20 protein-coding genes are annotated in these 17,133 nt (G+C 71.9%); 14 read left to right on the top strand and 6 right to left on the bottom strand.

Annotation, left to right across the window (positions count from 1 at the left end; all coding sequences use genetic code 11):
* Nucleotides 1–33: 33 nt before the first annotated feature.
* Nucleotides 34–579 (top strand): PadR family transcriptional regulator, encoded by a 546-nt coding sequence (locus tag NUV38_RS05340; RefSeq protein ID WP_257728125.1) that lies wholly within the window; start codon nt 34–36, stop codon nt 577–579.
* On the opposite strand, the gene NUV38_RS17145 is transcribed toward NUV38_RS05340, so the two are convergent.
* A complete protein-coding gene (locus tag NUV38_RS17145; protein WP_374626229.1) occupies nt 527–727 on the bottom strand; it encodes an SCO4848 family membrane protein in 201 nt (66 codons plus the stop codon). The two genes, NUV38_RS05340 and NUV38_RS17145, sit on opposite strands and share 53 nt — an antisense overlap.
* Nucleotides 728–787: 60 nt before the next feature.
* Between NUV38_RS17145 and NUV38_RS05330 the strand changes: the two genes are divergently transcribed.
* From NUV38_RS05330 to NUV38_RS05315, 4 genes are all read left to right on the top strand, one after another.
* On the top strand, nt 788–2,890 hold the full coding sequence (locus tag NUV38_RS05330) for an NADPH-dependent 2,4-dienoyl-CoA reductase (RefSeq protein WP_257728123.1): 2,103 nt from the start codon (nt 788–790) through the stop codon (nt 2,888–2,890).
* 25 nt (nt 2,891–2,915) lie between these two features.
* Complete coding sequence (locus NUV38_RS05325; RefSeq protein WP_257728122.1) at nt 2,916–3,959, top strand: NADP-dependent oxidoreductase; 1,044 nt, start codon at nt 2,916–2,918, stop codon at nt 3,957–3,959.
* A gap of 64 nt (nt 3,960–4,023) precedes the next feature.
* Nucleotides 4,024–5,298, top strand: coding sequence for a 13E12 repeat family protein (locus NUV38_RS05320; protein WP_257728121.1), 1,275 nt, complete (start codon nt 4,024–4,026; stop codon nt 5,296–5,298).
* A 182-nt stretch (nt 5,299–5,480) separates the two neighbouring features.
* A complete protein-coding gene (locus NUV38_RS05315; RefSeq protein WP_055962257.1) occupies nt 5,481–5,738 on the top strand; it encodes a GlsB/YeaQ/YmgE family stress response membrane protein in 258 nt (85 codons plus the stop codon).
* A gap of 62 nt (nt 5,739–5,800) precedes the next feature.
* Here NUV38_RS05315 and NUV38_RS05310 read toward each other — a convergent pair whose 3' ends face one another.
* A complete protein-coding gene (locus NUV38_RS05310) occupies nt 5,801–5,956 on the bottom strand; it encodes a DUF6131 family protein (protein WP_164468785.1) in 156 nt (51 codons plus the stop codon).
* Between the two features lie 114 nt (nt 5,957–6,070).
* Here NUV38_RS05310 and NUV38_RS05305 point away from each other — a divergent pair, with 114 nt between their 5' ends.
* From NUV38_RS05305 to NUV38_RS05295, 3 genes are read left to right on the top strand one after another with little or no spacing between them, the layout of a single operon-like run.
* On the top strand, nt 6,071–6,595 hold the full coding sequence (locus NUV38_RS05305) for a DUF1697 domain-containing protein (RefSeq protein ID WP_257728120.1): 525 nt from the start codon (nt 6,071–6,073) through the stop codon (nt 6,593–6,595).
* Between the two features lie 9 nt (nt 6,596–6,604).
* Nucleotides 6,605–7,441 carry a PhzF family phenazine biosynthesis protein gene (locus NUV38_RS05300; protein ID WP_257728119.1) on the top strand — a complete coding sequence of 279 codons (837 nt, stop codon included), beginning with the start codon at nt 6,605–6,607 and terminating at the stop codon, nt 7,439–7,441.
* Entirely contained in the window at nt 7,438–8,055 is a 618-nt protein-coding gene (locus NUV38_RS05295; protein ID WP_257728118.1) for a Pr6Pr family membrane protein, read from the top strand. The genes NUV38_RS05300 and NUV38_RS05295 overlap by 4 nt, the downstream gene beginning before the upstream one ends.
* Here NUV38_RS05295 and NUV38_RS05290 read toward each other — a convergent pair.
* Entirely contained in the window at nt 8,031–8,642 is a 612-nt protein-coding gene (locus NUV38_RS05290) for a TetR/AcrR family transcriptional regulator (RefSeq protein WP_257728117.1), read from the bottom strand. The genes NUV38_RS05295 and NUV38_RS05290 overlap by 25 nt on opposite strands.
* A gap of 105 nt (nt 8,643–8,747) precedes the next feature.
* Between NUV38_RS05290 and NUV38_RS05285 the strand changes: the two genes are divergently transcribed.
* From NUV38_RS05285 to NUV38_RS05270, 4 genes are read left to right on the top strand one after another with little or no spacing between them, the layout of a single operon-like run.
* The gene (locus tag NUV38_RS05285; protein WP_257728116.1) at nt 8,748–11,687 is read left to right on the top strand and encodes a crotonase/enoyl-CoA hydratase family protein; all 2,940 of its coding nucleotides are present in this window, start codon (nt 8,748–8,750) and stop codon (nt 11,685–11,687) included.
* Between the two features lie 27 nt (nt 11,688–11,714).
* Nucleotides 11,715–12,542, top strand: coding sequence for an NAD-dependent protein deacetylase (locus NUV38_RS05280; protein WP_257728115.1), 828 nt, complete (start codon nt 11,715–11,717; stop codon nt 12,540–12,542).
* 19 nt (nt 12,543–12,561) lie between these two features.
* Entirely contained in the window at nt 12,562–13,200 is a 639-nt protein-coding gene (locus NUV38_RS05275) for a DUF4389 domain-containing protein (protein ID WP_257728114.1), read from the top strand.
* 7 nt (nt 13,201–13,207) lie between these two features.
* Nucleotides 13,208–13,354 (top strand): hypothetical protein, encoded by a 147-nt coding sequence (locus NUV38_RS05270; protein WP_257728113.1) that lies wholly within the window; start codon nt 13,208–13,210, stop codon nt 13,352–13,354.
* A 10-nt stretch (nt 13,355–13,364) separates the two neighbouring features.
* Here the strand turns inward: NUV38_RS05270 and NUV38_RS05265 are convergent, their stop codons facing one another.
* The 3 genes from NUV38_RS05265 to NUV38_RS05255 all read right to left on the bottom strand — a co-directional run bounded on the left by NUV38_RS05265 (nt 13,365) and on the right by NUV38_RS05255 (nt 16,199).
* Nucleotides 13,365–14,369, bottom strand: a complete 1,005-nt coding sequence (locus NUV38_RS05265; RefSeq protein ID WP_257728112.1) for a class I mannose-6-phosphate isomerase — start codon at nt 14,367–14,369, stop codon at nt 13,365–13,367.
* 4 nt (nt 14,370–14,373) lie between these two features.
* Nucleotides 14,374–15,630, bottom strand: a complete 1,257-nt coding sequence (gene serA, locus NUV38_RS05260; protein WP_257728111.1) for a phosphoglycerate dehydrogenase — start codon at nt 15,628–15,630, stop codon at nt 14,374–14,376.
* A gap of 137 nt (nt 15,631–15,767) precedes the next feature.
* Entirely contained in the window at nt 15,768–16,199 is a 432-nt protein-coding gene (locus NUV38_RS05255; RefSeq protein ID WP_257728110.1) for a PaaI family thioesterase, read from the bottom strand.
* An 81-nt stretch (nt 16,200–16,280) separates the two neighbouring features.
* Here NUV38_RS05255 and NUV38_RS05250 point away from each other — a divergent pair, with 81 nt between their 5' ends.
* Nucleotides 16,281–16,808 (top strand): DUF305 domain-containing protein, encoded by a 528-nt coding sequence (locus tag NUV38_RS05250; protein ID WP_257728109.1) that lies wholly within the window; start codon nt 16,281–16,283, stop codon nt 16,806–16,808.
* On the top strand, nt 16,805–17,125 hold the full coding sequence (locus NUV38_RS05245; protein WP_257728108.1) for a metal-sensitive transcriptional regulator: 321 nt from the start codon (nt 16,805–16,807) through the stop codon (nt 17,123–17,125). Before NUV38_RS05250 ends, NUV38_RS05245 begins: the two co-directional genes overlap by 4 nt.
* Nucleotides 17,126–17,133: the final 8 nt, after the last annotated feature.

The raw sequence follows: 17,133 nt of genomic DNA, 5'->3' as shown, positions 1-17,133 counted from the left end.
CTGTGCAACTGGTTGCATATGTACTCTCAGACCATGGCGCTCGAGCACGCGATCCTCGTGTCCCTCGCGGAACGCTCCGCCACGGGCTACGAGCTGGCGCGCCGCTTCGATGCCTCGATCGGCAACTTCTGGAAGGCCAGCCACCAGCAGATCTACAAGGTGCTGGGCCGCATGGACGCCGACGACCTCGTGACGTCGCAGGTCGTGGCCCAGGACGGACGGCCGGACAAGAAGGTCTACGCCATCACCGACGCCGGCCGCGCCGAGCTGGCCCGCTTCACCACCGAGCCGTCGACCATGGAGCCGCTGCGCTCGGCCTTCGCGGTCAAGCTGCGTGCCCTCCAGCACGGCGACCGCGACGCGATCCTGGCCGACGTGCACCGCAAGCGCGCCCAGCACGCCGAGAAGCTCGCCTACTACGAGGCCAGCGCCGAGCGCTTCTACCCCGACCCCGACGCCCTCGAGGCCGCCGACGTCGGCCCGTGGCTCGTGCTGCGCGGCGGCATGCTCGGCGAGCAGACCGCGATCAGCTGGTGCGACGAGATCCTCGACCGGCTCGAAGGGCGCGCAAGCCGATGACGAGCACGCAGAGTCCGAGGGTCACCGCCGTGCCGATGAGCACCGCGTGCACCCAGAAGAACGCGGTGGGCGCGCTGCTCCAGGCCTCGCCGGCCCACGCGCGCTCGTCGTCGACGATCGCCTTCGCGAACCGCGGCCAGATGACCACGTTGAACACGCCTGCCACGACCAGCACCCACGCCGACACCCTCGAGATCACAGGACCAGTATGAGCAGCCCGTTCACGCAGCCCGACCACCCGGACTACCCGCACCTTCTGAGCCCCCTCGACCTCGGCCACACGACGCTGCGCAACCGGGTGATCATGGGCTCGATCCACAGCAAGCTCGAGGACCGGCGCAAGGACCTGCCGAAGCTCGCCGCCTACTTCGCCGAGCGCGCGAAGGGTGGCGTGGCACTGTCGGTCACGGGCGGATTCTCGCCCAACCGCACAGGGTGGCTGCTGCCGTTCGGCGGCACGATGAACAACGGCTCGTTCGCCGACGCCCACCGCGTGGTCACCGACGCCGTGCACGAGCACGACGGCAAGATCGCCATGCAGATCCTGCACGCCGGCCGCTACGGCTACCACCCGCTGGTCAAGAGCGCGTCGCGCCGCAAGTCGCCCATCAGCCCCTTCCGGCCGCGCGCGTTCTCGGCCAAGGAGATCGACCGCACGGCCACCGACTTCGCGAAGGCCGCGGCGCTCGCGCAGCGCGGCGGCTACGACGGCGTCGAGATCATGGGCTCCGAGGGCTACCTGATCAACCAGATGATCACCGCCCGCACGAACACGCGCGACGACGCCTGGGGCGGCACCGCCGAGAAGCGCATGCGGTTCCCCGTCGAGATCGTGCGGCGCACCCGCGAGCTGGTCGGCGACGACTTCATCATCATGTACCGCCAGAGCCTGCTCGACCTCGTCGACGACGCCCAGTCGTGGGACGAGACGGTCGAGCTGGCCCTCAAGGTGCAGGAGGCCGGCGTCTCGATCATCAACACCGGCATCGGCTGGCACGAGGCCCGCGTGCCCACCATCGTCACGTCGGTCCCGCGCGCGGCCTTCGCGCCGCTCACCGGACGCCTGCGCGAGGCACTGGCCGAGCACGGCGCCGCGGTGCCGGTCGTCGCGTCCAACCGGATCAACACCCCCGAGGTGGCCGAGCAGGTGCTCGCGTCCGGCCAGGCCGACCTGGTCTCCATGGCCCGCCCGCTGCTCGCCGACCCCGACTTCGTGGCCAAGGCCGCCGAGCGCCGCAGCGACGAGATCATCACCTGCATCGCCTGCAACCAGGCCTGCCTGGACCACACGTTCAAGAACCAGCGCGCCACCTGCATGCTCAACCCGCGGGCCGGACACGAGACCGAGCTGGTGCTGCTGCCAACGAAGCGGGCCAAGCGCGTGGCCGTCGTCGGCGCAGGGCCGGCCGGGCTCGCCGCCGCGGTCGAGCTGGCAGGGCGCGGCCACGCCGTGGAGCTGTTCGAGGCCGACGCGACGATCGGCGGGCAGTTCAAGCTCGCCGCACGCATCCCCGGCAAGGAGGAGTTCGTCGAGACCCTCCGCTACTACACACGCATGCTCGAGGTCCGCGGCGTGACGGTGCACCTCGGGCGTCGGGCCGACGTGGAGGCGCTGACCGGCGGGGGCTCCGGGTCACAGGCGGAGAACGGCGGCGCCTTCGACGAGGTCGTCCTCGCCACGGGCGTCGAGCCGCGCATCCCGTCGATCCCGGGCATCGAGCACCCGTCCGTCCTCCGCTACGACGAGGTCGTGAACGGTGCGCCCGTCGGCGACACGGTGGCCGTGCTCGGTGCCGGCGGCATCGGCTTCGACGTGTCGGAGTTCCTGCTGCACGACGTGCACGAGTCGCTCGAGCACTGGATGCAGCGCTGGGGCGTGACCGACCCCGCCCTGGAGCGGGGCGGGCTCACGACCAAGGTGCAGGCGCCGCCGCGCCGGCAGGTGTACCTCCTGCAGCGCAAGCACTCCGCGCACGGCAAGGGCCTGGCCAAGACCACCGGCTGGGTGCACCGCCAGACCCTGAAGGACTCCGGCGTCGAGTTCGTCGGCGGCGTCACCTACGACCGCATCGACGACGACGGCCTGCACGTGACCGTCCGTCGTGACGAGAAGGACGAGACCGGGGAGCCGCTCTTGCTCCGGGTGGACACCATCGTGGTGTGCACCGGTCAGGAGTCCGTGCGCGACCTCGTCGAGCCGCTCGAGGCCGCCGGCGTGACCACGCACGTGATCGGCGGCGCCGACGTCGCCGCCGAGCTGGACGCCAAGCGCGCCATCAAGCAGGCGACCGAGCTCGCCGCGCGCATCTGAACCATCCACATCGAGGGAGAACACCATGTCGAACCATTCCGGGCAGACCACCCAGATCCGCCTCGCCGCCTACCCGGTGGGCGAGCCGAAGGACAGCGACTTCGAGACCGTCACCATCGACCTGCCCGAGCTGCAGGAGGGCCAGGTGCTGCTGCGCTCGGTGTACCTGTCGCTCGACCCGTACATGCGCGGCCGGATGAGCCAGGCCAAGTCGTACGCCGCCTCGCTCGCGCTGGGCGACGTGGTGCTCGGCGGCACGGTGTGCGAGGTCGTGGAGTCCCGCGCCGAGAACCGGAAGGTCGGCGACCTCGTGCTCGCGTTCATCGGCTGGCAGACGCACGCCGTCGTCGACGCGCGCCAGATGAAGGGCCTGGACCCGTCGGTCGCGCCCATCTCGACGGCACTGGGCGTGCTCGGCATGCCGGGCTTCACCGCCTACGCGGGACTGCTCGAGATCGGCAAGCCGAAGGAGGGCGAGACGGTCGTCGTCGCCGCGGCCGCCGGCCCGGTCGGCTCGGCGGTCGGGCAGATCGCGCGGCTCAAGGGCGCCCGCTCGGTCGGCATCGCCGGCGGCGAGGAGAAGGTGCGTCTGCTGCGCGAGCACTTCGGCTTCGACGTCGCGCTCGACCACCGCTCGCCCACGTTCGCCGACGACCTCAAGGCCGCGACCCCGGACGGCGTGGACGTGTACTTCGAGAACGTGGCCGGACCGGTCGGCGAGGCGGTGCTGCGCCGCACGAACACCTACGCGCGTGTGCCGGTGTGCGGGCTCGTGGCCAACTACAACGCCACGTCGGCACCGGAGTCGTCGCTGAGCTTCCCGGGGTTCATGAACCTCGTGTTGTCGCGCAGCCTCACCGTGCGCGGCTTCATCCAGGACGAGTTCACGAAGAGCCACGGCGCCGACTTCGCCCGCGAGATGGGCCAGTGGGTCTCCGACGGCGAGGTGGCCTACCTCGAGGACGTCGTGGAGGGTCTCGACCACGCCGTCGACGCGTTCCGGGGTCTGCTCACCGGTCGCAACGTCGGCAAGCTGCTGGTCAAGGTCGGGGACGACCCGACCCGCTGACCCCTTCGGCGGGGCCTGTGGAGAGCGTCGAGACGACGTCCGGAGTCGTGTGTATGTTCGATACATGACCTCGACGGACTCTCTCCTCGGCATCGCGACCGATGCGTCGCGGATGCTGTGGCGGGCCGAGGCGGCACAGGCCGCGGCAGTGCTGGCGTTCGTGGACGGGCGTCGGTCCGACGCGGTCGCGGCCGGGCGCAGTGCTGCCTCGGCCGAGGACGCCCGCCAGGTCGCGATCCTGGAGGTCGCGGTCGAGCTCGAGACCGCGTCGGGCTTCGTCGCGCACCTCGTCGCCGCGACCAGAACCCTCACGGGCGACCTGCCCACCGTGTGGGCCGCGCACTCCGAGGGTCGGATCGACCGGGCGAAGACCCGCGCGATCGCCTCGGCCCGGTGGCGCCTGCACGAGGACGCGTCGGTGGAGCTGCTCGACGCGTCCGTCGTCCCCTACGCCACGGACCACACCCTGTCCCAGCTCAAGAGCTGGCTGCGCCGGTTCGTGATCCGGGTCGAGGCCGACCACGCTGCCCGCCGCCGCCGCGAGGCCACCGCCCAGCGCCACGTGACCATCACGGCCATGGACGACGGGATGAGCCTGCTCCAGGCCGTCATCCCCACCCACGACGCGCTGCTCATCGACCGCGAGCTGTTCCTGTCGGCCAAGACCTCCCGCGCCACCGACCCCGATGACGCACGCCGCCTGTCCCAGGCCCGCGCCGACGTCCTCACCGACCGGCTCCTGGGCCGCACGACCGAAACCCCCGGCCGAGGCCGATTCCACGTCGGCATCACCGTCGCGCTGGCCACCCTGCTGGGCCTGGACGACGAACCCGCCACCACCGGCGACGGCCAGCACGCCATCGACCCCGCCCTGGTCCGCGAGCTCGCCACCACCCCCGGCACCCTGTTCAGTCGCCTCCTGACCGACGAGGCCGGCGGGATCCTCGACGTCACCGAGCTCGGCCGCTTCCCCACCGCCCCACTGCGCCGCGCCCTCGAGCTCGTCGACGGCGTCTGCGACATCCCCACCTGCGACAAACCGGCCGAACAGTGCGACCTCGACCACCAGCAACCCTGGGATCCCGACCACCCAGACCGCGGGCCCACCACCGCAGCGAACCTCCACCCACGATGTCGCTCCCACCACGGACTCAAGACCCGCGGAGCCCTCCCCGTCGACCACGACGAGGACGGCACCACCCGCTGGCACCTACCCACCCGCGCCGTGACGGGACGCACCGCCTTCACCCGCGCCTGGACGAGGAGGACCGACCCCGGGATCGTCGTCGTCGACCGCTTCCACCCGCCCGTCGACCTCGAGTACGCACCTGCCGCATGAGACTCAGGCGGGCCTCGTCGAGGTTCACGGGGGCCGGCTCGTGCCGAGGCGGACGACCTCGAGGCCATCGAGCTCGTCGTCGCACCCACGCGCCCGAGCTCTCGAGGTGCGAGTTCGCCAGGAATCCCTAGCGTTGACCGTCGGACGTGATCCGTCCGTACCCAACCGAAAGGACCCCCATCATGGGCCTCATCTGGCTTCTCATCATCGGTCTCGTCGCCGGCCTCCTGGCCCGCGCCATCGTCCCCGGCAAGGACTCGATGGGCATCCTCGCCACCATCGTGCTCGGCGTCGTCGGCTCGTTCGTCGGCGGCCTCATCGGCGCGCTGTTCTCGTCCGACCGCAGTGTCACGGACCTCTCCACGAGCGGTCTCATCCTGTCGATCGTCGGCGCCATCGTCGCCCTGCTGATCTACCGTCAGGTGCGCGCTCGCGCCTGAGCAGACACAACGACGACGCCCCCGCACGATTCGGTGCGGGGGCGTCGTCGTGCTCGTCGGGCCTAGAACCAATGGTTCCGGCCGCCGACCGCGCGACCCGTGGCGCCGAGGATCCAGAGGATCACTCCGACGACCAGCAGGATGCCACCGATCGTGTACAGGATCGAGATGTCCAGGACTGCGCCCAGGATCAGCAGGATGACTCCGAGGATGATCATGCGGTTCCCTCCCTCTGCCCTGACGTATTTCGTCGTGGGGCGCCCTTCAACGTACGGGTTTCGCGGCGATCCGCATCTTGGCGCACGCGGTACCGGGGTGGGCATACTGAGGCGGTGACGCGTATCCACCTGCTTCGGGCAGTCAACGTCGGCGGCGCGAAGCTGCCCATGGCCGAGCTGCGGGACCTCGCGTCCGGCCTCGGTGCGACCGACGTCAGCACCTACATCGCGTCGGGCAACCTGCTGTGCAGCCCACCCGGCGATCCCGCGTCGTTCGACCGGGCGCTCGAGCAGGCCGTGCAGGAGCGGTTCGGGTTCTTCCGCGAGGTCATCTCCCGCGACGTCGACGAGCTCCGCAGGGCCCTGCAGGCCCACCCGTTCGAGGTGGTGGAGCCGAAGTTCTCGCACGTCTACTTCCTCCTCGCCGAGCCCGCTCCCGACGCGATCGAGGCCTTCGAGAGCACGGACTGGGGTGGTGACGAGGTGCGGGTGGTCGGCCGCGACCTGCACATCCGCTACTCCGACGGCGTGGCCGGCACGAAGCTCACAGCGGCCCGCATCGCGAAGCTGCTCGGGCACCACGGCACCGGGCGCAACCTGCTCACCGTCGCGAAGCTGGTCGAGCTCGCGGACGCCTAGGGTTCGAGCATGCTCCCCTTCTCCCAGGTCGACGTCTTCACCGACACCCTCGGGCTCGGCAACCCGGTGGCCGTGGTCCACGACGCCGACGACCTCGACGGCGAGGCGATGGCGGCATTCGCGCGCTGGACCAACCTGAGCGAGACCACCTTCCTGCTCAGTCCCACCGTCCCGGACGCCGACTACCGCGTGCGGATCTTCACCCCGGGACATGAGCTGCCCTTCGCGGGCCATCCGACGCTCGGCTCGGCTCGGGCGTGGTTGGAAGCGGGCGGCGTCCCCCGCGGCGCCGCCGTGGTCCAGGAGTGTGGGGTGGGCCTGGTGACGGTGCGCCAGGACGACGACCTGCTGTCCTTCGCAGCACCACCGCGGATGCGCTCCGGACCCGTCGACCCCGTCGAGGTCGAGGCCGTCACGTCGGTGCTCGGTCTGCGCGCTCACGACGTGGTGGCCACTCACTGGTGCGACAACGGCCCCGGCTGGATGGGTCTGCTGCTGCGTGACGCCGCCACCGTGCTCGCCGTCGACGGTGCCCGCGCCCACCTGCTCGGGGCGAGCGGCGCCCACGACAAGGTCGGTCTCGTCGGCCTGCACCCCGACGGCGACGTGGCGCTGGAGGTCCGTGCCTTCTTCCCCGGCGGGGTCGGCGAGGACCCGGTCACCGGGAGCCTCAACGCCGCGGTCGCCCAGTGGCTCGTCGCCGAAGGGACCCTGCCCAACCGCTACGTGGCCGCCCAGGGCACCGCCCTCGGTCGACGCGGTCGCGTGCACGTGGAGCGTGACGGGGACACGACGTGGGTCGGCGGACGCACCGTCGTCGGGATCCGTGGGACCGTGGCGCTGTGACCCGCCTCTGGCACGCCGCCACCGCAGCGCTCGGCCTCGTCGCCCTGGTCGGGCAGACGATCCTGACGGCCAGCGAGGGTCGCAGCCTCGTGAACCTGTTCAGCTACTTCACGATCGAGTCGAACATCCTGGTCGTCGTCACGGGCACGCTGCTCGCGATCCGGCCCGACCGGGGTGGCCGCGTCTTCGGCATGCTCAGGCTGGCGAGCCTGACGGGCATCACCGTCACCGGCGTCGTCTACGCGACGGTGCTGGCCGGCAACGTCGACATGACGGGCGTGGAGTGGTGGCTCGACAAGATCTTCCACTATGCCGTCCCGATCCTCACGGTCGTCGGATTCCTCGTGCTGCGACCCCGCACCCGACTCGACTGGTCGGCGCTGGGTGGACTGGCGTTCCCGGTGCTGTGGCTCGTCTACACGCTCGTCCGCGCGCAGGTCGCCGAGCCGACGTTCCTGCTCACGCCCACCCAGACCGCTCCGGTGCCCTACGGCTTCCTCGACGCTGCCGAGTCCAGCGCGGGTGCCGTGGCCGTCGTGTGCGTCGTGCTGACGGCGGTGTTCGTGGCGCTCGGATCGGCGGCGATCGCCTACAGCCGGCGCGCCTCCGACTGACCGGAGGTCGCCAGCTCACGCAGTGAGACCTTCCAGGCGTCGACGACGTCGGAGGTCCCAGCCCGCGGGTGCAGGATCCCGGCGAGGTGCGCACCGGTGAGCAGGTCGATCGTGAACTGCACGAGCATCGGGCTCCGGGGGTGGTCGGCGCCGACCAGACGCGTGACGCCCCGGTGGACCGTCCGGTAGATGCGTTCCTGCAGCGGCAGCAGCGCGGCGCGAAGGTCGTCGTCGGTCCGGGCGGCGACCCACAGCTCCAGGGCGACGGCGAAGGCCGGTGACTGCAGCTCGCGCCACACCAGGTCGACCACGTCGTCCCAGCTGGCGGGGGCCGGGTCGTCCTCACGTGCGGTGGTGAGCAGCTCGAGCCGCCGCTCGATCACGTCCTCCACGACAGCGCCCATGAGCGCGCTGCGGGTCGGGAAGTGGTGCAGCAGTGTCCCGCGCGCGACACCGGCCTGCTGCTGCACGTGGCCGACCGTGGTCGCTCCGTAGCCGCGCTCGAGCAGGCAGGTGAAGGCTGCCTCCAGCAGACGTTCACGCGTGGCGACGGACCGCTCCTGCTGGGGGCGCCGGGACGTCGACATGGCCGCGACCCTACCGGGCAGCGTGGGCCGGGCGTCTTGCGCGCGGGCTGCCGACCAGGGATGATCAACAAAACAGTCTGGTCGGACGGAATCAAGGGAGTGGTCATGGCGTCGAGGTCCCGTGGGACGCGATGGATCGAGGGCGCACGCACGGTCGCGCCGGTGCTCGCGAGCACCGCGAAGGTGGTGGCGACCGACCTGGTCGCGCGCGTGCGGCCGGCGTCGGCCCCACCGGCACCGACGGTCGACGTTCCCGCGCCCGCCGGCGCCCACGGATACGCACGGCACGTGCACGCCCAGCGCGACGTGGCCGCCTCACCGGCCGACGTGGTCGCCCTCGCCACCGATCTCGACCGCGCCCACGAGTGGCTCACCCTCCACCTCAGCTGGCGCGGCGACCGACCGGACCGGATGCTCGAGGGCGCGGAGTTCGTGCAGCAGATCTCGCTCATGGACATCCCGGCGCAGGCGCGCTGGCGGGTCGAGCGCGCCGACGCCGACGGCTTCGCCCTGCGCGGCACCGGCCCGATGGGCATCACCGTCGGGCTGTGGTGCACGGTCGTGGCGCACGGTGGCGGCTCGGCCGTCCGGCTCGACGGTGCGCTCGACGGACCACCGGTGCGGGGGCCGGTGGGCCTCACCGCCGTGCGCAGCGTCGAGACCGGACTGGCCTCGTCGCTCGACGCGCTCGCCGGACTGCTCACCGGCGCCGGAGGTCCCGCGCGCATCCCCGACGAGCCCGTGCTGCACGAGTCGAGCGGGCGACTGCTCGACCCGACGACGCCGGTCCTCGTCGGCGTCGGCCAGGTCGTGGTCCGCACGCCGGACCTGACGGACCCGATCGAACCGGCGGCCATGGCGGCACGGGCCCTGCGCGCCGCGGCCGAGGACAGCGGCATCGGACCCGACCTGCTCGCCCGGGCCGACCTGGTGCACGCCGTGCCGAGCGCCTCGTGGACCTACCCCGACCAGGCCGGGCTCGTGGCCGGGCTCGTGGAGGCCAACGACGCCGGCACCGTCCAGACCTCGCCGTACGGCGGCGACGGTGGACAGCTCGCGCTGAACGACGCGGCCCACGAGGTGGCCGAGGGTCGTGCGCACGTGGTGCTGGTGAGCGGCGCGGAGGCCGGAGCCACCGTCGCCGCCCTGCAGGCGCAGGGGCGGGAGCCGGACTGGACCCGCCAGCCGGACGACGCCGCACCGGACCGGGTCATCGGCACCGACCGTCCCGCGAACAACGAGGTCGAGACCAGCGTGGGACTCGGGGCGCCCATCTATGCCTATGCACTGATCGAGTCGGCGCTGCGTGGTGCCGCCGGGACCGACGAGGCCGAGCACCGCGCTCGCATCGCCGACCTCTGGGCCCGGCACAGCGCCGTGGCCGCCGACAACCCGTACGCGTGGGACCCGACCGAGCGCAGCGCCGAGGAGATCGCGACCGCGACCTCGGACAACCGCGCGGTCAGCGACCCGTACACGAAGCTGATGTGCGCGAACCTTCAGGTCGACCTCGCCGCAGGGGTCGTCGTCACGAGCGTCGCGGCCGCGCACGCGCTCGGCATCGCCCAGGAGAAGTGGGTCTTCCTGCACGCCGGGGCCAGCGCGACGGACGAGTGGTTCGTCTCCGAACGTGCCGACCTCGCCGCGTCGCCGGCCATCGCGGCCGCAGGCGCCGCCGTGCTCGACCACACCGGCATCACCGCCGACGACCTCGGACCCGTCGACCTGTACTCGTGCTTCCCCGCAGCGGTGCAGCTGGGCGCGCAGGCGCTCGGCCTGCCGTGGGACGACCCGACCCGTCCGCTCAGCGTCACCGGTGGACTGACGTCGGCCGGCGGACCGGGCAACGGCTACGGACTGCACGCGGTGGCGTCCCTCGTGCCGCTGCTCCGCGAGCAGACCGACGCGTACGGCCTGTCGAGCTCGCTCGGCTGGTACGCCACCAAGCACGCCCTGGGCGTCTACTCCGCCCGGCCTCCGGAGCGACGGTTCGCGCACCTGCGTCCGGCGTTCGACCGACCGGCACCACGGCCCGCCCTCACCGACCTGGACGAGGACGCGGTCGTCGAGGCGGTGACGGTCCTGCGTGGCCGTGACGGCAGCGCGGAGGCCGCCATCGTCGCGGCGCTCACCGCCGACGGCGCCCGGGTGCTGCTGCGTCGCGAGAGCGCCGACGACATCGCCCTGCTCACGTCGGCCGATCCCCTGCGTCGCACGGTCCGGATCGAGGACGACCGGCTGGTTCTCGTCGGCGACCGGCAGCCGCTGCCCGACCCGCCGCCGGCTCCCGTGCGCACCGAGCGCGACGGCGACGACGTCTGGGTGGTCACGCTCGACCGCCCGCGGGTGCGCAACGCGATCGACCGGCTCACCGCCCAGCTGCTGCACCGTGCCGTCGACGACGCCGAGGCCGACGGCACCATCCGCTCCATCGTGCTCACCGGTGCGGGGGGAACGTTCTGCGCGGGCATGGACCTGGCCGGGGCGAACCGGGGCGAGGTGCCCGTGACGGACCGGCGCGGTCCGCTGGGGCTCACCGCCGAGCCACCGACGAAGCCGACGGTCGCCGCCGTGGAGGGTGCCGCCCTGGCGGGCGGGTTCGAGCTGGCCCTGTGCGCCGACCTCGTGGTCGCGGCCGACGACGCCACCTTCGGCCTGCCCGAGGCGAAGCGGGGACTGCTCGCGGCCGCGGGCGGTCTCTGGCGCGTGTCGACCCGACTGCCCCGCGCCGTCGCGCTCGAGCTGGCCCTGGTCGGGGACGCGCTCCCGGCCGGCCGACTGGCCGAGGTCGGGCTCGTCAACGCCGTCGTCCCACCCGGCCAGGCGCTGGAGCGCGCCCTCGCCCTCGCGCACCGGATCGCCGCCAACGCACCGCTCTCGGTGGCCGTGGGCAAGCGGCTGGTCGACGAGGCACCCGGGTGGTCGCCCGACGAGGGGTTCGCGCGGCAGAGCGAGCTGGCCAGCCCCGTGCTGCTGTCCGACGACGCCCGCGAAGGGGTGGCGGCGTTCGCCGAGAAGCGACCGCCCGTGTGGACCGGGCGCTGACGCCGGGCCGGACGTAGGCTCGACGGCGTGGACGTCGGCGCGGATCGCGGTGGGGTGGAGCAGGCCGCGCGGATCGTGTCCGCCGGGCGCCTCCTGGTCCTGACCGGGGCCGGCGTGTCCACCGACTCCGGCATCCCCGACTACCGGGGGCCGGGCCGCCTTGCGACGCCCACGCCGATGACCATCCAGCAGCTGCGGTCGGGCCCCGAGGCGATGCAGCGCTACTGGGCGCGGGCGCACCTCGGGTGGGCGCGCATGGGGCACGCGGAGCCGAACGCGACCCACCACACCCTCGTGGAGTGGGAGCGCGACGGTCGGCTGGTCGGTCTCGTCACGCAGAACGTCGACGGGCTGCACGAGCGCGCCGGCCACCGGGACGTCGTCGACCTGCACGGTCGGGTGGATCGAGTTCTCTGCATGGACTGTGGCGACGTCACCCCGCGCGAGGAGGTGCAGCGCCGGCACGAGGAGCTCAACCCCGGGTGGAGCGAGCAGACCGTCGTGCACGGACCCGACGGCGACGTGCAGCTCGAGGACACGTCCGGCTTCGTCGTCGCCCCGTGCCTCGCGTGCGGTGGCCGGCTGCGGCCCGACGTCGTGTTCTTCGGTGGCAGCGTGCCGAAGCCGGTGGTCGAGCACTGCTTCGACCTCGTCGCGCAGGCTTCGGCCGTGCTGGTGCTGGGCTCGAGCCTGCACGTGATGAGCGGGCTGCGCTTCGTGCGTCGGGCCGCGGCCCTCGGCACCCCCGTGGTGGTCGTGAACCGCGGGCCCACGCGCGGCGACCCGCTCGCGACCGTGAAGATCGACGCCGGATGTGCCGAGACGCTCGGCGATCTGGCGATAGCCTTCGCGTGAACCGAGAGAAGGATCCAGCATGAGCATGCAGCCGCCCCCTCCCCCGACCACACCGCCCACGTCGTCGGCGCCCGGCGGCTACCCGGTCACGATGACCTTCGCCCTGCCGGATCGCGTGGCGCGCTGGCGTCCGCTGGTCCAGTGGATCCTGGCGATCCCGCACTTCGTGGTGCTGTGGGCGCTCGGCGTGGTCGCCGGCATCGTCGTGGTCATCGCCTGGTTCACCGGCGTGATCCTCGGCAAGGTGCCCCGCACGCTGCTCGACCTCATCGCGATGTACCTGCGCTACTCGGCGAGCGTCAACGCCTACGCCGGGTTCCTGCACAGCACCTACCCGCCGTTCGCGATCGACTCGTCCACCGCCGACCCCGGCAAGGACCCGCACGTGCACGTCGACGTCGTGCCGCAGGAGGAGGACCGGAGCCGGCTCACGATCTTCTTCCGGTACTTCATGCTGATCCCGCAGATGATCGTGCTCCTCTTCGTCTCGATCGCCGCGAGCGTCGTCTGGTTCATCGCGTTCTTCGCCGTCATCGTCCTGGGCCGCTGGCCGGACGGGCTGCGCGAGTTCGTGCTCGGCTACCTGCGCTGGAACCAGCGCGTCTCGGCCTACGCCTACCTGCTGACCGACGACTACCCGCCGTTCAGCCTGCGCTGAGACGTTGGTGGGACAGCATCTGGTGACGGTCGAGCAGTCCCGGCTGGCGCCCACTGCAGCAGAGATCGCCCTCGGTGTGGTCGTCGTCGTCCTCGCCCTGGTCGTGCTGTGCGGCGTGCTGGTCGTCAGGGCACGGAAGCGGCGGAAGCGGTGACGCCTCGCGGTCAGGCCGTGCCGGGACGCGCCACCAGCACGCGGGCCGAGCCGGTCAGGTGCCAGTCGCCGGCCGCGGCGGGCACGGCGTAGGTCTGACCCCTGACGATCGGCAGGTCGCCGGCGGCGCAGCGAAGCGTCCCAGCGCCGTCGAGCACCACGAGGGCGGCGAAGCCGGCCGGGACGAGAGCACCGTCGACCGCGAGGTCGAGGCGGAAGAACGGGTCGGCCTCCGCCGGCAGCAGCGACGTGAGCGGGTCCGCGGCGGCGTCGAGGTCGCGGTGCACCGACAGCTCGGCCAGACGCCCCGTCGACGTCGCGGCGTGCTCGAGCGCCTGCATGGCCAGGTCGAAGCCGAGCCCCAGGTGCGACTCGTCGCGGGTGGACGTCGTGATCGACCACTCCAGCAGGATCGAGAAGTCGGTCGGCTCCTGCGCCTCGGCCACGAAGACGCCCTCGCCGATGGCGTGCGGCATGCCGGCCGGCACCAAGATCCCGTCCCCGCGCCGCACCTCGATGCGGTGCATGTGGCGCAGCATCCACGCCCCGTCCTGCTCGTCGCGGGCGCGGACCACGTCGGCTGGGTCCACGTCGTCGATCCAGCCGAGGTGCACCGCGGCACCGGGCTCGGCGTCGAGCACCAGCCACGCCTCGGTCTTGCCGTAGGGGCAGTCGAGGTGGCGGGCGGCGAAGGAGCGGTCCGGGTGCACGTGCACGGGCAGACGCTGTCCGGCGTCGAGCAGCTTGAGCAGCAGGCCGACGTCGCCGGGCCAGGCGCCGGCGCCTCCGGTCCACGTCTGCGGGTCGGCGACCACCAGGTCGCGCAGCAGCGTGCCGTCCTGCGTGCTGGACAGTCCGAGGCGCGTGTCGCCCTCGCGGGAGACCGTGGCGGCGATCCACTCCTCCGGCTGGTGGTCCGACGTGGTCGCGATGCCGCGCAGCGCCGCGATCCGACCACCACCTCGGTAGAAGTGGTCGATCAGGTTGGGGCGCAGCGCCACCGGCAGCGGGCTCACCCGATCAGCTGAGCTGCCGCAGCCGGACGGTCTCGGGGAGCGCGGCGAGCTCGCCGAGCACGTCGGCCGTGACGGCCTCGGCCACGTCGGTCACGACGTAGCCCAGCTGGCCGCGGGTCGAGAGCGACTGCGCCTCGATGTTGACGCCGCGCTCGCCGAGCAGGCCGTTGATGGTGGCCAGCACGCCGGGCGCGTTCTGGTGCACGAGCGCGATCCGCTGCCGGCTGTTGTCCGCCGGCAGGTTCATCTCCGGGAAGTTCACGCTCAGCGACGTGCTGCCGAACGCCGCGTAGGAGCGCAGCTTCGAGGCGACGAAGCGGCCGATGTCCTGCTGCGCCTCCTCGGTGGAGCCACCCACGTGCGGGGTGAGGATGACGTTCGGGATGCCGCGCAGCTCGGACTCGAACGGGTCACCCTGGCGCTTGGGCTCGACCGGGAAGACGTCGAGCGCGGCGCCGGCGATGTGACCGGACTCCAGGTGCGCACGCAGCGCGGTCGTGTCGACGGCGATGCCGCGGCTGAGGTTGAGGAACAGCGCGCGCGGCTTCATGAGCCGCATCTGCTCGTCACCGAAGAGGCCCGCGTTGCCGGGGCGACCGTCGACGTGCAACGTGACGACGTCGGCCTGCTCGAGCAGCTCCTCGATGGTCGAGCAGCGCTGGGCGTTGCCGAGGGCGAGCTTGTCGTCGATGTCGTAGAAGACGACCTTGAAGCCGAGCGCCTCGGCCACGACCGACAGCTGGCTGCCGATGTTGCCGTAGCCGACGATGCCGAGCGTGCGGCCGCGCACCTCGTGGCTGCCGGCCGCGGACTTGTTCCACACGCCGCGGTGCATGTCGGTGGACTTCTCGTGCAGGCGCCGGGCGAGGGAGATGATCTCGGCGATCGCGAGCTCGACGACCGAGCGCGTGTTGGAGTACGGCGCGTTGAAGACGGCCACGCCCTTGGCGCTCGTGGCCTCCAGGTCGATCTGGTTGGTGCCGATGCAGAAGGCGCCGATGGCGATGAGGTCCTCAGCGGCCTCCAGCACCTTCGGCGTGATGTAGGTGGTGGAGCGGATGCCGAGCAGGTGGACGCCCTGGATCGCCTCGATCAGCTCGTCCTCGCCGAGTGCGCCGGCGTTCGTCTGCACGTCGTATCCCTTGCCGCGCAGGAAGTCGCGTCCGTCGGCGTGGATGTTCTCGAGCAGCAGGACCTTGACGTCGGCATCGTCGATCGTCGTGGCCGGCTGGGTGGCGTGGGGGTTCACGGTCATCATCATGGGGGACGTCCTCGGGTCAGCGGTGTCGGGGCTGACGCGGGGCCCAGGCGAACGGTCCCTTGTCTGGTGCAGTCGTGCGGAGGTCGGGCTCCCTGGTGGATGTCCACCTCAACGCCAGTCGCGCCGACCACCCCAGTCTACGGGGTGCGGTACGCGCCCACGAACTTCTCCAGCGTCTCGGGCGGGATCGGCTGGTCGAGGTTGGCCAGACGCACCTGGCCCTGCGCGATCAGCTTGCCGTCGACCCCGGTCGAGTCGAGGTGCCAGAGCTGCTGCGTGCGCCCGCGGTGGATGGGCGTGGCGGTGACCGTGATGGTGTCGCCGACCTTGGCCTGACGGATGAAGTCGGTCGAGTTGTTGGTGCCGACCACCACGCCCTTCTCACCCAGCCAGATCTGCGCCGCCACGCTCGCGGTCGACTCGTGGACGGCGCAGTAGATGCCGCCGTGCGGGATGCCGAAGGGCTGGAGGTGGTGCTCGGTGATCGTGAACCGCACGACCACCTTGTCGGGAGTCATCTCGACGTGCTCCACGCCGAGCACACCGTCGAGGCCGGGAACGTCGCTCATGGGGCGAGCGTAGGACCTCCCTCCTGCGTCGCGCGCGGCGGCCGACTTGAAACCCCTACCCCCTAGGGGTATACAGGAGACATGTACCGACCCCTCCTCGCCCTTCTCGCCGTCGTGGCGCTCGCGGGCTGCGGCTCGCCGAACACCATCGCGGCCGACCCCACCGACGTGACCTTCGCGCAGCAGATGATCCCGCACCACCAGCAGGCGGTGGAGATGGCGGAGATGGCGCTCGACCCGTCGCGGGGGGCCTCCGAGCCGGTCCGCGACCTGGCCACCCGCATCGGCGACGCCCAGCAGCCGGAGATCGACGAGATGACCGGCTGGCTCGACGGCTGGGGCGTCGAGCCCGACGACCACGAAGGACACGACATGGGCGACATGAGCGGGATGATGAGCGGCGACCAGATGGGCGCCCTCGAGCAGGCCACCGGCACCGACTTCGACCGGATGTGGCTGCAGATGATGATCGAGCACCACGAGGGCGCCGTGGAGATGGCCGAGACCGAGATCGCCGACGGTCAGGACTCCCGCGCCAAGGCCCTCGCGCGGGCGATCATCGATGCCCAGCGCGCCGAGATCACCGAGATGACGAGGCTGCTGGCATGACCGAGACCCACGATCCCACCGCCGAGGCCGGCGTCGTCCCCGGCTACTCCGACGACAAGAAGGCCGTGCTGGCCCGGCTGCGTCGTGTGGAGGGCCAGGTGCGCGGGCTCACCCGCATGGTCGAGGACGACACCTACTGCATCGACGTGCTCACCCAGGTGAGCGCCACGACCAAGGCCCTCGAGGCCGTCGCACTCAAGCTGCTCGACGAGCACCTCGCGCACTGCGTGGTCGACGCCGCCCGCAAGGGCGGACCCGAGGCCGACGCCAAGGTCGCCGAGGCCTCGGCCGCGATCGCCCGGCTCGTCCGCTCCTGAAGGAGGAG

The organism is Aeromicrobium sp. 50.2.37 (assembly GCF_024655735.1).
Classification (GTDB): Bacteria; Actinomycetota; Actinomycetes; order Propionibacteriales; family Nocardioidaceae; genus Aeromicrobium.
This window is presented reverse-complemented; position numbering and strand designations above follow the sequence as displayed.

Bases quoted from the DNA above. Each gene is read 5' to 3' on its own strand.
- NUV38_RS05310 (WP_164468785.1), bottom strand. From the start codon at position 5,956: ATGATCATCCTCGGAGTCATCCTGCTGATCCTGGGCGCAGTCCTGGAC.
- NUV38_RS05250 (WP_257728109.1), top strand. From the start codon at position 16,281: ATGTACCGACCCCTCCTCGCCCTTCTCGCCGTCGTGGCGCTCGCGGGC.
- NUV38_RS05255 (WP_257728110.1), bottom strand. From the start codon at position 16,199: ATGAGCGACGTTCCCGGCCTCGACGGTGTGCTCGGCGTGGAGCACGTC.
- NUV38_RS05320 (WP_257728121.1), top strand. From the start codon at position 4,024: ATGACCTCGACGGACTCTCTCCTCGGCATCGCGACCGATGCGTCGCGG.
- NUV38_RS05290 (WP_257728117.1), bottom strand. From the start codon at position 8,642: ATGTCGACGTCCCGGCGCCCCCAGCAGGAGCGGTCCGTCGCCACGCGT.
- NUV38_RS05315 (WP_055962257.1), top strand. From the start codon at position 5,481: ATGGGCCTCATCTGGCTTCTCATCATCGGTCTCGTCGCCGGCCTCCTG.
- NUV38_RS05325 (WP_257728122.1), top strand. From the start codon at position 2,916: ATGTCGAACCATTCCGGGCAGACCACCCAGATCCGCCTCGCCGCCTAC.
- NUV38_RS05340 (WP_257728125.1), top strand. From the start codon at position 34: ATGGCGCTCGAGCACGCGATCCTCGTGTCCCTCGCGGAACGCTCCGCC.
- NUV38_RS05300 (WP_257728119.1), top strand. From the start codon at position 6,605: ATGCTCCCCTTCTCCCAGGTCGACGTCTTCACCGACACCCTCGGGCTC.
- serA (WP_257728111.1), bottom strand. From the start codon at position 15,630: ATGATGATGACCGTGAACCCCCACGCCACCCAGCCGGCCACGACGATC.
- NUV38_RS05285 (WP_257728116.1), top strand. From the start codon at position 8,748: ATGGCGTCGAGGTCCCGTGGGACGCGATGGATCGAGGGCGCACGCACG.
- NUV38_RS05275 (WP_257728114.1), top strand. From the start codon at position 12,562: ATGAGCATGCAGCCGCCCCCTCCCCCGACCACACCGCCCACGTCGTCG.
- NUV38_RS05245 (WP_257728108.1), top strand. From the start codon at position 16,805: ATGACCGAGACCCACGATCCCACCGCCGAGGCCGGCGTCGTCCCCGGC.
- NUV38_RS05330 (WP_257728123.1), top strand. From the start codon at position 788: ATGAGCAGCCCGTTCACGCAGCCCGACCACCCGGACTACCCGCACCTT.